This is a genomic window from Streptomyces sp. Root1310, assembly GCF_001426425.1.
Classification (GTDB): Bacteria; Actinomycetota; Actinomycetes; order Streptomycetales; family Streptomycetaceae; genus Streptomyces.
This window is the reverse complement of sequence record NZ_LMEQ01000005.1, coordinates 156,976-170,200: the sequence shown is the minus strand read 5'-3', so window position 1 is coordinate 170,200 and position 13,225 is coordinate 156,976. Positions and strand designations below refer to the sequence as shown.

The 13,225-nt window shown below is 72.7% G+C and carries 13 protein-coding genes; 7 read left to right on the top strand and 6 right to left on the bottom strand.

Annotated features, from left to right (window positions below; translation table 11 throughout):
* Nucleotides 1-40 precede the first annotated feature (40 nt).
* The 4 genes from ASD48_RS14450 to ASD48_RS14435 all read right to left on the bottom strand — a co-directional run bounded on the left by ASD48_RS14450 (nt 41) and on the right by ASD48_RS14435 (nt 4,034).
* The gene (locus tag ASD48_RS14450; protein ID WP_057601985.1) at nt 41-1,123 is read right to left on the bottom strand and encodes an acyl-CoA dehydrogenase family protein; all 1,083 of its coding nucleotides are present in this window, start codon (nt 1,121-1,123) and stop codon (nt 41-43) included.
* Nucleotides 1,120-2,304, bottom strand: coding sequence for an acyl-CoA dehydrogenase family protein (locus ASD48_RS14445; protein ID WP_057601984.1), 1,185 nt, complete (start codon nt 2,302-2,304; stop codon nt 1,120-1,122). The genes ASD48_RS14450 and ASD48_RS14445 overlap by 4 nt, the downstream gene beginning before the upstream one ends.
* Nucleotides 2,301-3,272: an NADPH:quinone oxidoreductase family protein gene (locus tag ASD48_RS14440; protein WP_057601983.1), complete on the bottom strand. Its 972-nt coding sequence runs from the start codon at nt 3,270-3,272 to the stop codon at nt 2,301-2,303. Before ASD48_RS14440 ends, ASD48_RS14445 begins: the two co-directional genes overlap by 4 nt.
* Before the next feature lie 189 nt (nt 3,273-3,461).
* A complete protein-coding gene (locus ASD48_RS14435) occupies nt 3,462-4,034 on the bottom strand; it encodes an XRE family transcriptional regulator (protein WP_057601982.1) in 573 nt (190 codons plus the stop codon).
* Nucleotides 4,035-4,104: 70 nt separating this feature from the next.
* Here ASD48_RS14435 and ASD48_RS14430 point away from each other — a divergent pair, with 70 nt between their 5' ends.
* The 5 genes from ASD48_RS14430 to ASD48_RS14410 all read left to right on the top strand — a co-directional run bounded on the left by ASD48_RS14430 (nt 4,105) and on the right by ASD48_RS14410 (nt 9,054).
* Nucleotides 4,105-5,070, top strand: coding sequence for an NAD(P)/FAD-dependent oxidoreductase (locus ASD48_RS14430; RefSeq protein ID WP_107104318.1), 966 nt, complete (start codon nt 4,105-4,107; stop codon nt 5,068-5,070).
* A gap of 143 nt (nt 5,071-5,213) precedes the next feature.
* The gene (locus tag ASD48_RS14425; RefSeq protein WP_057601981.1) at nt 5,214-6,752 is read left to right on the top strand and encodes an ATP-dependent DNA ligase; all 1,539 of its coding nucleotides are present in this window, start codon (nt 5,214-5,216) and stop codon (nt 6,750-6,752) included.
* The gene (locus ASD48_RS14420; RefSeq protein ID WP_057601980.1) at nt 6,749-7,222 is read left to right on the top strand and encodes an NUDIX domain-containing protein; all 474 of its coding nucleotides are present in this window, start codon (nt 6,749-6,751) and stop codon (nt 7,220-7,222) included. Before ASD48_RS14425 ends, ASD48_RS14420 begins: the two co-directional genes overlap by 4 nt.
* Before the next feature lie 184 nt (nt 7,223-7,406).
* Nucleotides 7,407-8,792: an NADP-dependent succinic semialdehyde dehydrogenase gene (locus tag ASD48_RS14415; RefSeq protein WP_057601979.1), complete on the top strand. Its 1,386-nt coding sequence runs from the start codon at nt 7,407-7,409 to the stop codon at nt 8,790-8,792.
* Between the two features lie 25 nt (nt 8,793-8,817).
* A complete protein-coding gene (locus tag ASD48_RS14410; RefSeq protein WP_028807142.1) occupies nt 8,818-9,054 on the top strand; it encodes a DUF6213 family protein in 237 nt (78 codons plus the stop codon).
* 81 nt (nt 9,055-9,135) lie between these two features.
* Here the strand turns inward: ASD48_RS14410 and ASD48_RS14405 are convergent, their stop codons facing one another.
* Entirely contained in the window at nt 9,136-10,362 is a 1,227-nt protein-coding gene (locus tag ASD48_RS14405; RefSeq protein ID WP_057601978.1) for an acyl-CoA dehydrogenase family protein, read from the bottom strand.
* Between the two features lie 177 nt (nt 10,363-10,539).
* On the opposite strand from ASD48_RS14405, the gene ASD48_RS14400 reads away from it, so the two are divergent.
* The gene (locus ASD48_RS14400) at nt 10,540-11,181 is read left to right on the top strand and encodes a TetR family transcriptional regulator (protein ID WP_020131608.1); all 642 of its coding nucleotides are present in this window, start codon (nt 10,540-10,542) and stop codon (nt 11,179-11,181) included.
* 93 nt (nt 11,182-11,274) lie between these two features.
* Here ASD48_RS14400 and def read toward each other — a convergent pair whose 3' ends face one another.
* Nucleotides 11,275-11,826, bottom strand: coding sequence for a peptide deformylase (def, locus tag ASD48_RS14395; RefSeq protein ID WP_057601977.1), 552 nt, complete (start codon nt 11,824-11,826; stop codon nt 11,275-11,277).
* 158 nt (nt 11,827-11,984) lie between these two features.
* Here def and ASD48_RS14390 point away from each other — a divergent pair, with 158 nt between their 5' ends.
* The gene (locus ASD48_RS14390) at nt 11,985-13,223 is read left to right on the top strand and encodes a MurT ligase domain-containing protein (protein WP_057601976.1); all 1,239 of its coding nucleotides are present in this window, start codon (nt 11,985-11,987) and stop codon (nt 13,221-13,223) included.
* Nucleotides 13,224-13,225 lie beyond the last annotated feature (2 nt).

The window sequence follows — 13,225 nt, the reverse complement described above, 5'->3', positions numbered from 1 at the left end:
AAAGCCCGCCCCGGGTGGGGCGGGCTTCATCGGGTGACGGTCAGGGTGCGCGCAGATCGACGAGTTCGGCCACGGCGGCCCGGTGGGCGCCCGCGCTGCCGTAGGCGATCGAGTCTGCCTTGGCCCGCTTGAGGTAGAGGTGGATCGGGTGCTCCCACGTCATGCCGATGCCCGCGTGCAGCTGGAGCGCCTCCTCGGCGGCGTGCACGGCGACCCCGGGCGCGTAGGCCTGGGCGACGGCCACCGCGATGTCGACGTCCTCACCGCTCGCCAGCGCGTCGGCCGCACCCCGGGCGACGGCCCGGAGGTTGACGACCTCCAGCCAGAGCTGGGCCAGCCGGTGCTTGATCGCCTGGAAGCCGCCGACGGGCCGGTTGAACTGCTTGCGCTCCTTCAGGTAGCGCACGGTCTCGGTCAACGCCCAATCCGCCAGGCCGAGTTGCTCCGAGGCGAGCAGCCCCGCGCCGGCCCGCAGGCCACGGCGGACGGCGGGTTCGGCGTCGCCGAGGCGGCGGCCGGGGGCGCCGTCGAGGGTGACCGTCGCGAGGGGGCGCGTGAGGTCGAGGGACACCTGCGGGGTGACGCTCACGGCAGTCGCGTCCACCGCGTACAGACCGCCGTCGTCCGCGGGCACGAGCAGTACGTCGGCGACGGAGGCGTCCGCGATGCCGGACAATTCGCCCCGGAGGAGGCCTCCTTCGACGTGGACGGCCTGGACGGCGGCCCCCGGCGCGGTGTGCAGGCCGACCGCCAGCGCGCCGATCGACCGCCCGGACGCCAGCCGGCCGAGCAGTTCCTCGTCCCCGAGCGCCAGCAGCGCCTCGGTGGCGACGACGGCACTGGTCAGGTACGGCACCGGGGCGACGGCGCGCCCCAACTCCTCCAGCACCACGGCGGCTTCACGGTGGCCGGCGCCCTGGCCTCCCAGTGCCTCGGGCACCAGCAGGCCCGCGAGGCCCATGCCGTCGGAGAGCGCCTTCCAGGCCGCGAGGTCGTGCGGCGCGTCCGTCTCCGTACGCGCGATGACGCCGGGCGCGTCGCAGTGGTCGGCGAGCAGGTCGCGGACGGCGGCGCGCAGCGCCTCCTCCTCCTCGGAGTAGAGAAGATCGGGCTGTGCGCTCATCGGGCCAGGTCCTTCCAGGCGACGTCCTTGTCGGTGCGCGGCTCGGACGGCAGGCCCAGGACGCGCTCGGCGACGATGTTCAGCAGGACCTCGCTGGTCCCGCCCTCGATGCTGTTGCCCTTGGAGCGGAGGTAGCGGTATCCGGCCTCCCGGCCGGTGAAGTCCACCAGCTCCGGGCGGCGCATGGTCCAGTCGTCGTACAACAGGCCCTCCGCGCCGAGGAGTTCGACCTCCAGGCCGCTGATCTCCTGGTTGAGCCGGGCGAACGCGAGCTTCATGCCGGAGCCCTCGTAGCCGGGCTGGCCGGCGACGAGCTGCTGGCGCAGGCGTTCACCGGTGAGACGCGCGGCCTCGGCCTCGACCCAGAGCTTCAGCAGTCGCTGGTGCAGGTCGTGGGTGCGCAGTTCGGGCCGCTCGCGCCAGGTCTTCGAGACCGGGCCGATCATGCCGCCCTCGCGGGGCAGCCGCATACCGCCGATGGCGACGCGTTCGTTGTTCAGCGTGGTCTGTGCGACCCGCCAGCCGTCGCCGACCTCGCCGAGGCGGCGGGAGTCGGGGATGCGGACGTCGGTCAGGAACACCTCGTTGAACTCGGCCTCGCCGGTGATCTGGCGCAGCGGCCGGACCTCGACACCCGGGTCCGTCATGTCACAGAGGAAGTAGGTGATGCCCGCGTGCTTGGGCACGTCCGGGTCGGTGCGGGCGATGAGGATGGCCCAGCGGGCGACATGGGCGCTGGACGTCCACACCTTCTGCCCGTTGACGATCCACCCTCCCCCGTCCTCCCGTACGGCGCGGGTGCCGAGCGCGGCCAGGTCGGAGCCTGCTCCGGGCTCGCTGAACAGCTGGCACCAGACCTCCTCACCCACCCACAGGGGGCGCAGGAACCGCTGCTTCTGCTCCTCGGTGCCGTAGCGCAGGATCGTCGGCGCGGCCATGCCGAGGCCGATGCCGATGCGCCGGGGGTCGTTGTCGGGGGCGCCCGCGGCCGCCAGTTCGGCGTCCACGACGGCCTGGAGGGAGCGGGGCGCGCCCAGTCCGCCGAGGCCCTCGGGGAAGTGCACCCAGGCGAGTCCCGCGTCGAAGCGGGCCTTGAGGAAGTCCGTCGTGCCGGTGTCGGCGGGCGGGTGCGCGGCCAGCAACTCCGCTGTGCGGCGCTTCAGTTCGGCTGCGTCGGTCATGCGGTGGCTCCGTTCTGCGGTACGACGGCGACCCGGCCGGTGGTGACGCCGTCGCCGACCCGCTGGACGGCGGCCGCGGCCGCGTCGAGCGGTACGCGCTCGCTCACCAGCGGCCGGATCGCGCCCCGGGCGGCCAGGTCGGTGAGCTGCTCGTGGCAGTGCTGGACCAGCTTCGGGTTCTTGGTGTTGTACAGGCCCCAGTGCAGGCCGAGGATCGCGTAGTTCTTGACGAGGGCATGGTTCAGCGCGGGACTCGGGATGGTCCCGCTCGCGAAGCCGACGACCACGATCCGGCCCTCGAAGGCGACGACCTTCGTGGACTGGATGTAGGCCTCGCCGCCGACGGGGTCGTAGACGACATCGGCGCCCCGGCCGCCGGTGGCCGCCTTCACGGCCCCGACGACGTCCTCGGTCTTGCGGTCGATCACCACGTCGCAGCCCAGCTCGCGGGCCACGGCGGCCTTCTCGGCGCCGCCCACGACGCCGATGACGGTCGCGCCGGCCGCCTTCCCGAGCTGCACGGCCGCGCTGCCGACCCCTCCTGCGGCAGCGTGGACGAGCAGCGTCTCGCCGGCCTCCAGGTGCGCCCTGCGGTGCAGGCCGAACCAGCCCGTCTGGTAGCCGATGTGCAGCGCGGCGGCCTCGGCGTCGTCGAGCGACTCGGGCGCCGGCAGCAGGGCGGCCGCGTCGGCGACGGCGTACTCGGCGAAGCCGCCGTACGGCAGCGCCGGGTTGGCGATCACGCGGCGGCCGTCCTCGGTCTCGCCGCAGATCTCCACGCCGGGCGTGAACGGCAGCGGGGGCCGCACCTGGTAGTGCCCCCGGACCATCAGCACGTCCGGGAAGTTGATGTTCGCGGCACGCACCCTGAGCAGGACCTGGCCGTCACCGGGCGTGGGCCGCTCCACGTCCTCGAGCCGCATCACCTCGCTCGGCTCGCCGTTCTCGTGCACCTGCCATGCCTGCATGCGGAGCCTCCACGGGACTGCGTCGTCCGACCGGCGTTCCGACCGGTTCGCTTCGCATACTAAGCGGTCGCTTGCCCGGAGGGAACAGACGACGGCCGAAGAGTCGTCCGCGTCACCCCTGCCTCCGTCACGCTGCCTCCGTCACCACCCTGTCTCCGTCACCCGGCCTCCGTCACCACCCCGCCACCGTCACCCCTGCCGAGGCCTCGCCCGCACATGCATCCGCTCACCCTGCGGGCCGAACAGGCTCAGGAACTCGGCCGGCCCCTCCCCCGTCGACCCGAACCAGTGCGGCACGCGCGTGTCGAACTCCGCGGCCTCGCCCGCCGTCATCACCACGTCGTGCTCCGCGAGGACCACCCGCAGCCGCCCGGACATCACGTACAGCCATTCGTAGCCCTCGTGGACGCGCAGCTCGGGCTCCTCCTCGCGCTGGGGCACCAGGACCTTGAAGGCCTGCAGTCCGCCGGGCTGCCGGGACAGCGGCCAGAAGGTCCGCCCGTGCCGCACGATCGGCTCGGCCCGCACCCGCGGATCGCCCACCGGCGGCGCCCCGACCAGCTCGTCCAGCGGCACCTGGTGGGCCTGGGCGATCGGCAGCAGCAGCTCCAGGCTGGGTTTGCGCAGCCCGGACTCCAGCCGCGAGAGCGTGCTGACGGAGATGCCGGTCGCCTCCGACAGCGCCGCGAGCGTCACCTCCCGCTCCTTGCGCAGCCGCCGCAGCCTCGGGCCGACCTCCGCGAGTACCTCGTCCGTCGTCATGCCTCCATCTTGCCGAACCGGCAAATATGTTTGTCAATCCCGCGCGCGCCCGGCGACCGTGGTCGCGGAGGTGGTCACCGTGACCGAGAAGACCGAGCAGTACGAAGTGATCGTCGTCGGCGGGGGCGCCGCCGGTCTGTCCGCCGCGCTCGTCCTGGGCCGGGCCCGGCGCCGCACCCTGGTCGTCGACGCGGGTGAGCCGCGCAACGCGCCCGCCGCCCACATGCAGGGCTATCTGTCGCGGGACGGCATGTCCCCCGCCGAGTTCCTGGCCGTCGGGCGCGAGGAGATCGCCCGGTACGGCGTGGAACTGGTCCGCGACCGGGTGGTGGACGTCACCCGGGGTGACGGCTTCGCCGTACGGCTCGCCGGTGCCGGCGCCGCCGGGGGAGGCCGGACCGTGCGGGCCCGGCAGCTCGTCGTCGCGACCGGCCTGAAGGACGAGCTGCCGCCGGTCCCGGGCGTCGCCGAGCGCTTCGGCCGGGACGTGATCCACTGCCCGTACTGCCACGGCTGGGAGGTCCGCGACCAGGCCTTCGGCGTGCTCGCCGGCACCCCGATGAGCGTCCACCAGGCGCTGATGGTGTCCCAGTGGTCCAAGGACGTGACCCTCTTCCTGCACACGGTCGCCGAGGCGGAGCTGACCGACGAGGACCTGCGCAGGCTGGCCGCGGCCGGCGTGCGGGTCGTCCCCGGCACGGTGGCCGGGCTGGTCGTCGAGGAGGACCGGCTCACCGGGGTCCGGCTCGCGGACGGGCAGGTGCACGACCGTGAGGTGGTGTTCGTGGCCCCCCGCGCGGTGCCGCGAACGGACCTGCTCGCCCGGCTGGGCGCCGAGATGAGCGAGACCCCCTTCGGCACCTACCCGGTGGTCGACGGACGGGGCCTGACGACGGTGCCCGGCCTGTGGGCGGCCGGCAACGCGTCGGGGTTCGCCGAGCAGGTCGTGAACGCGGCCAGCCGCGGCTACCGGGCCGGGGCGGCGATCAACGGGGAGCTGCTGATGGAAGACCTCGACGCGGCGGTCGCCCGCTGAGCGGTCCAGGCGAATCAGGCTGCGGTTCGGCAGCGCCTCCGAGGGGCGCGGGGAACTGCGCGACCAGCCACAACGCGCCCGCAGACGAAGAGCGGCCTGTTCCTCGACGTGTAAATCAGCGGAGCGCGCCGCACCATGGCTGCATGCTGCTGACCCGGCTCGCCGACGTGTCCCGGGAGGTCGCCGCCACCTCGGCGCGCTCCCGCAAGATCGCCCTGCTCGCCGAACTCTTCCGGGACGCGGAGGCGGACGACGTGCCGATCGTCATCCCCTATCTGGCCGGCCGGCTCCCCCAGGGCCGGCTGGGTGTCGGCTGGAAGGTGCTGAGCCGGCCGGTCACCCCGGCCGAAGGCCCGGCGCTCACCGTGCGGGAGGTGGACGCCCGGCTCACCGAGCTCGGCAAGGTGTCGGGCCCCGGCTCACAGGCCGAACGCACCCGCCTGGTCGGCGAGTTGATGGGCGCGGCCACCGCGGACGAACAGCGCTTCCTGCTCGGCCTCATCACCGGCGAGGTCCGGCAGGGCGCGCTGGACGCCGTCGCCGTGGAGGGTCTGGCGCAGGCGACCGGGGCGCCCGCCACGGACGTACGCCGGGCGGTGATGCTGGCCGGGTCGCTGCGGACGGTGGCGCAGGCGCTGCTCGCGGACGGACCGGCGGCGCTGGAGGCGTTCCGCCTCACCGTCGGACGGCCGGTCCAGCCGATGCTCGCGCACACCGCGTCCGCCGTGGCCGAGGCGGTCGGCAAGCTCGGCGTCTGCGCGGTGGAGGAGAAGCTGGACGGGATCCGCGTCCAGGTGCACCGTGACGGCGACGACGTCCGCCTCTACACCCGCACCCTCGACGACATCACCGACCGGCTGCCCGAAGTGACGGACGCGGCGCGGCGGTTGACGGGCTCAAGGTTCATCCTCGACGGCGAGGTCATCGCCTTCGACGGGACCGGCCGCCCTCGCTCCTTCCAGGAGACCGCCGGCCGGGTCGGCTCCCGGGTGGATGTGACGGCGGCGGCCGAGGCGGTCCCCGTCGCACCCGTCTTCTTCGACGCGCTGTCCGTGGACGGCCGGGACCTGCTCGATCTGCCCTTCGCCGAACGGCACGCGGAGCTGGCCCGGCTGGTGCCCGAGCCGATGCGGGTGCGCCGCGCGGTCGTGTCCGGCCCCGAGGAGGTCGAAGCCGCGGAGGAGTTCGCGAGGGAGACCCTGCTGCGCGGTCACGAGGGAGTCGTGGTGAAGGCGCTCGACGCGCCCTACAGCGCGGGCCGGCGCGGCGCCTCCTGGCTGAAGGTCAAGCCCGTGCACACGCTCGACCTGGTGGTGCTGGCCGCCGAGTGGGGCCACGGACGGCGCACCGGCAAGCTCTCCAACCTGCACCTCGGCGCCCGCACCGCGGACGGCGGGTTCGCCATGCTCGGCAAGACCTTCAAGGGCCTGACCGACGCGTTGCTCACCTGGCAGACGGAACGCCTGCGGGAACTGGCCGTCGACGAGAGCGGATACGTGGTGACCGTACGCCCCGAACTCGTCGTGGAGATCGCCTACGACGGCCTTCAGCGCTCCACCCGCTACCCGGCCGGCGTCACGCTCCGCTTCGCCCGCGTCCTGCGCTACCGCGAGGACAAGCGCCCGGAGGAGGCGGACACGGTGGAGACCCTGCTCGCCGCCCACCCGGAGGTGCGCCCTTGACCCCCGCCACGCCGAAGCGCAGCGCGGGCCTGCTGTTGTTCCGGCACACCGACGACGGACCGCAGGTGTTGCTGGGCCATATGGGCGGTCCGTACTTCGCGAAGAAGGACGCCGGGGCGTGGAGCGTCCCCAAGGGCGAGTACGAGCCCGACGAACCGGCCTGGGAGGCCGCCCGCCGCGAGTTCCGGGAGGAGCTGGGCCTGCCGCCGCCCGACGGCGAGGCGATCGACCTCGGTGAGGTCCGGCAGAAGAACGGCAAGATCGTCACCGCGTGGGCGATCGAGGCGGACCTCGACCCGGCGGCGATCGCACCCGGCACGTTCACCATGGAGTGGCCGCCGCGGTCCGGCCTGACCGAGGAGTTCCCGGAGCTGGACCGGGTGGCCTGGTTCGGGCTCGACCGGGCCCGCGAGGTGATCGTCACGGCGCAGGCCGCGTTTCTCGACCGGCTGGCGGAGCACTCGGGCTAGGGCGGGTCCGACCATTCGCGTCGGATCAGCGCGCGGCGTCCGGCCCCGGGCCTCGGCGTCGCACCGGTGCCGGAGCTCCGGGCCGGGCCGATCGGCAAGACCCGCCCCGCGGATGCGCACGCGTTGCGGCCCCGGGTCCGGCGCGGCAAGGTCGAAGCACAGTCAGCTCTTCAGGAGGTCGGTCATGCCCATCGCGACGGTGAACCCGGCGAACGGCGAGACGCTTCGGACGTACGAGGCCATGGGCGAGGAGGAGCTGGAGCGCCGGCTCCAGCTCGCGGAGGCCACCTTCCGTACGTACCGGACGACGACGTACGCCGAACGCGCCCGCCTGCTGAACCGGGCCGCCGACCTCCTCGACGAGGACCAGGCGGAGATCGGCCGGGTGATGACCACCGAGATGGGCAAGCCGGTGAAGCAGGCGCGCGCGGAGGCGGCGAAGTGCGCCAGGGCGATGCGCTGGTACGCCGAACACGCGGCGGAACTGCTCGCCGACGAGGAGCCGTCCGCCGCCGACGTGAAGGACTCCGGCGCCGCGCGCGCCCTGGTCCGCTACCGGCCGCTGGGCCCGGTGCTCGCGGTGATGCCGTGGAACTTCCCGCTGTGGCAGGTGGTCCGGTTCGCCGCGCCGGCGCTGATGGCGGGCAATGTCGGCCTGCTCAAGCACGCCTCGAACGTGCCGCAGACCGCCCTGTACCTGGAGGACCTGTTCCACCGGGCCGGCTTCACCGAGGGCTGCTTCCAGACGCTGCTCATCGGCTCGGGCGCGGTCGACGAGATCCTGCGCGACGACCGGGTGAAGGCGGCGACCCTGACCGGGAGCGAGCCGGCCGGCCGGGCGGTGGCCGCCACCGCCGGGGAGATGGTCAAGAAGACGGTGCTGGAGCTGGGCGGCAGCGACCCGTACGTGGTCATGCCGTCGGCGGACGTCGACCGGGCCGCGCAGGTGGCGGTGACCGCGCGCGTGCAGAACAACGGGCAGTCGTGCATCGCCGCCAAGCGGTTCATCGTTCACACGGACGTGTACGACGCGTTCACCGAGCGGTTCGTGGCGGGCATGGCGGCACTGAGGGTCGGCGACCCGCTGGAGGAGGAGACGGACGTCGGGCCGCTGGCGAGCGAGCGGGGGCGGTCGGACCTGGAGGAGCTGGTGGACGACGCGCGGCGCTCCGGCGCCACCGCGCTGTGCGGGGGCGAGCGGCCGGACGGACCCGGCTGGTACTACCCGCCGACCGTGCTCTCCGGGATCACCCGGGAGATGCGCATCCACCGGGAGGAGGCGTTCGGGCCGGTCGCGACGCTCTACCGGGCGGCGGACCTGGACGAGGCGGTGCTCATCGCCAACGACTCGCCGTTCGGCCTGAGTTCCAACGTGTGGACACGGGACGAGGCGGAGGTGGACCGTTTTGTACGGGATCTGGAGGCCGGTGGCGTGTACGTCAACGGGATGACCGCGTCCCATCCGGGGTTCCCCTTCGGCGGGGTGAAGCGGTCCGGGTACGGCCGTGAGCTGTCCGGGCACGGAATCCGGGAGTTCTGCAACATCACCACGGTTTGGCACGGTGCGTGAGCGCCGCGCGGCTACGATCCCGGATGTGAACCGCGAAGTGACTCTGCCTCTGATCGTCGATGACCGCGGGACCTTGCAGGTGGCCGCGGCCGACGTGAGCAAGCTGCTCCGCACGCTGGGCGGTCGTTGGCTGCATCTCGTCGAGGCCGGGGCGGACGGGCTGGACGAGGACACCGTCGCCGCGTTGACCATCGAGCTCGCGAAGCTGGCCGACCGGATCGATGTGGCGTGCATCGCGCACAGCAGCGGGGGTGCGCCGTAGTCCGTCGCCGCTGATCGCGCAGGCCCCGGGGGGCGTCCCCGGGGCCGTGCCACGTCGTGCCGCGGTGTGCGGGGACCCGTCCTAGCGGATCGGCATCCCCGACAGCGTGCGGGCGATCACCAGGCGCTGGATCTCGCTCGTGCCTTCGAAGATCGTGTAGATGGCCGCGTCGCGGTGCATCCGCTCGACCGGGTACTCCCGGGTGTAGCCGTTGCCGCCGAGAATCTGGATCGCCTGCGCGGTGACCTGCTTGGCCGTCTCGCTGGCGTACAGCTTCGACATCGAGCCCTCGGCGGCGGTGAACGGCTTGCCGTTGATCGCCATCCAGGACGCGCGCCAGACCAGCAACCGCGCGGCGTCGATCTGGGTGCGCATGTCCGCGAGCTGGAAGGCGACGCCCTGGTTGTCGATGATCGGGCGGCCGAACTGCTCACGGGTCTTGGCGTAGTCGAGGGCCACCTCGTACGCGGCGCGGGCCGTGCCGACGGCCATGGCTCCGACCGCCGGCCGGGAGGCCTCGAAGGTCGCCATCGCCGCGTTCTTGACGCGTTCGCCGCCCGACTTCGCCCGCTCGCGGGCCCGCGCCAGCCGCTCGTCCAGCTTCTCCTTGCCGCCGAGGAGGCAGGAGCCGGGGACCCGCACGTTGTCGAGAATCACCTCGGCGGTGTGCGAGGCGCGGATGCCGTGCTTCTTGAACTTCTGGCCCTGGGCGAGGCCCGGGGTGCCCGGCGGGACGATGAAGGAGGCGTGCCCCTTGGAGCCCAGTTCGGTGTCCACGGCCGCGACGACGACATGGACGTTGGCGATGCCACCGTTGGTCGCCCAGGTCTTGGTGCCGTTGAGCACCCACTCGTCCTTGGCCTCGTCGTACACGGCCCGCGTGCGCAGGGAGGCGACATCGGAGCCGGCGTCGGGCTCGGAGGAGCAGAAGGCGGCCACCTTGACGTCGCCGGCGTCGCCGTACATCTGCGGGATCCAGGTGCCGATCTGCTCCTCGGTCCCGTTGGCGAGCACGCCCACGGCGGCGAGGCCGGTGCCGACGATCGACAGGGCGATGCCCGCGTCGCCCCAGAACAGCTCCTCCATGGCCATCGGGATACCGAGGCCGGTGGGGTCGAAGTACTGCTGCGCGTAGAAGTCGAGGGAGTAGATCCCGACCTTGGCGGCCTCCTGGATGACCGGCCAGGGAGTCTCCTCACGCTCGTCCCATTCGGCGGCCGCGGGGCGGATGACGTCGGCCGCGAAGCCGTGCAGCCAGTCCCGGACCTCCTTCTGTTCGTCGTTGAGCTCCATGGTGAACTCGGCCATGTCCCCTCCAGGGCGGAACGTGCGTGTTACTAGCGGTAACGCGAGTCTGTTACCGGTCGGTAGGAAAAGTCAACTCCTGCTGACGGCCCGGGAGCCCCCCGGCCCGTTCGATGTCAGGCTGCCGGTAGGTGTTAGTTTGCGCAGGCGTCACCGAATCAGCACGGGTGGGGAGAGCTCATGGACACCACGCAGCGGACCGAGCAGCAACGGTCCGCCGACCGCCGAAGGCGCGAGCTGCTGGAGGCCGCCGACCGGGTGGTGCTGCGCGACGGCCCGCAGGCCTCGATGAACGCGATCGCGGCGGAGGCGGGCATCACCAAACCGATCCTCTACCGGCACTTCGGCGACAAGGGCGGACTCTACGCCGCGCTCGCCAAACGGCACACGGACGCGCTGCTGGACTCGCTGCGGGCCGCCCTGGACGCGCCCGCCGAGCGGCGCGAACGGGTGGAGGCCACGCTGGACACCTACCTCGCGGCGATCGAGGCCCGGCCCCAGGTCTACCGGTTCCTGATGCATCCGTCGGACGGGTCGCCGGGCGAGCAGGGTTTCGACGTGGGCAAGCACTCGGCGCCGCTGCTCCGGCGGATGGGCGAGGAGCTTGCCCAGGTCATCGAGGACCGGGTGGACCTCGGACCCGGCAGCCAGCAGCTGGCCCGGGTGTGGGGCCACGGGATCGTCGGGATGATGCACGCGGCCGGGGACTGGTGGCTGGGTGAGCGCCCCTGCACCCGTGCCGAGCTGGTGCGGAGTCTGGCCGATCTGCTGTGGGGCCGCCTCGCGGCGGCCGGCGACAAGCTCGGCGGGCCCGGATTCTGACGCCCGCCGCCGGACGCGGATCGCGTGGGGGCGCTCACGCCCCCACGGGCCCGGCCGTCCGCCCACGCCGTGGACGGACACGGCCGCGCGGCCCTAGGCGGGACCGCCCCGGCTCCAGGCGGCCCGTGCGACCTGACGCGCCAGCCTCCTCCTGCGCCACCCCGTCACGCGGTCCGCGTACACCGTGCCGTCCAGGTGGTCCGCCTCGTGCTGCAAGCATCTGGCAAAGAATCCGGTGCCGTGCACGGTGATCGGCTCGCCCGTCATCGTGAACCCCTCGACCACCGCGTGGTCGCGCCGCTCCGTGCCCGCCTCCAGCCCCGGCAGGGACAGACAGCCCTCCGGGCCGCGCAGGACGATGCCGTCGGCCTCCACCAGCCGGGGGTTCACCACATGCCCCAGGTGGCGGACGTCCTCGTCGTCGGGACAGTCGTAGACGAAGACCCTCAGCGGCTCGCCCACCTGGTTCGCGGCGAGGCCCACGCCCTGGGCCGCGTACATCGTGGCGAACATGTCCTCGACCAGGCGGGCGAGTTCGGGGCCGAAGTCGGTGACCTCCTCGCAGCGGGTGTGCAGGACGGGGTCACCGAGCAGGGAGAGGGGCCGGACGCGCCCGTGGGCGCCCGGGATGGAGCCGTGTCGCATGGCGGCAAGGGTACGGTCCTTTCTGACACGCGCATGCCGCTCACGGGCGTGAGGTGGTGCCGGGATTCGGGAGTGCGAATGGATCTCGATAGGCTGACCACCCACCACGTTGCCGTACGGCAGAGGCGCGGCGCGTACGCAAGGAGGATCGAGAACTGATGGCAGGCAACTCGGACCCGCTCACGCCGCGGGCCAAGATCGCCGTGACCGCCGGCAAAGCGGTCGCGGCGGCGTCGCGCGCCGCGGGGCGCGGCAGTGGTTCGGTGATCGGCGGCCGGGTGGCGCTCAAACTCGACCCCGACCTTCTCGCCCGGCTCGCCCAGAACCTGGACGTCATCCTCGTCTCGGCGACCAACGGCAAGACCACCACCACGCGGCTGATCGCCGAGGCACTGCGCGCCGCCGGGCCGGTCGTGTCCAACGCGCTCGGCGCCAACATGCCGGCCGGCATCACCTCGGCCCTGGCGGGCGGCTCCGAGGCCCGCTACGGCGTGATCGAGGTCGACGAGAAGTACCTCGCGGGCGTGGCCCGGGACACCGCCCCCAAGTGCATCGCACTGCTCAACCTCTCCCGCGACCAGCTGGACCGCGCCGCCGAGACCCGCATGCTCGCGGAGAACTGGCGTGAGGGGCTTGCCGGTTCGAAGGCCGTCGTGGTCGCCAACGCCGACGACCCGCTGGTGGTGTGGGCCGCCTCCTCCTCCCCCAACGTGATCTGGGTCGCCGCCGGGCAGATGTGGAAGGACGACGCCTGGTCGTGCCCGTCCTGCGGCGGTGTCATGCAGCGGCCCGGTGACGACTGGTTCTGCGGCGAGTGCGGGTTCCGGCGTCCGACGCCGAGCTGGGCACTGTCCGGGGACCACGTGCTCGACCCGCACGGGTCCGCCTGGCCGATCCACCTCCAGCTGCCGGGGCGCGCCAACAAGGCCAACGCCGCCTCCTCGGCCGCCGTGGCCGCCGTCTTCGGGGTGCCGCCGCAGGTGGCGCTGGAGCGGATGTACCAGGTTCAGGCCGTCGCCGGACGCTACGACGTCGTCCAGTTCCAGGGTCGTGACCTGCGACTGCTGCTCGCGAAGAACCCGGCGGGCTGGCTCGAGACGTTCAGCCTGATCGATCCGCCGCCCACCCCGGTGATCCTCTCGGTGAACGCGCGCGGCGCCGACGGCACCGACACCTCCTGGCTGTGGGACGTCGACTACACGCGGCTGACCGGCCACCCGATCTTCGTCGTCGGTGACCGGAAGCTGGACCTCGCGGTGCGTCTGGAGGTCGCCAACCAGCACTTCCAGGTGTGCGAGAACCTCGACCAGGCCGTGCAGCAGGCACCGCCGGGCCGGATCGAGGTCATCGCGAACTACACCGCGTTCCAGGACCTGCGCCGCCGCGTCGGCAACTGACC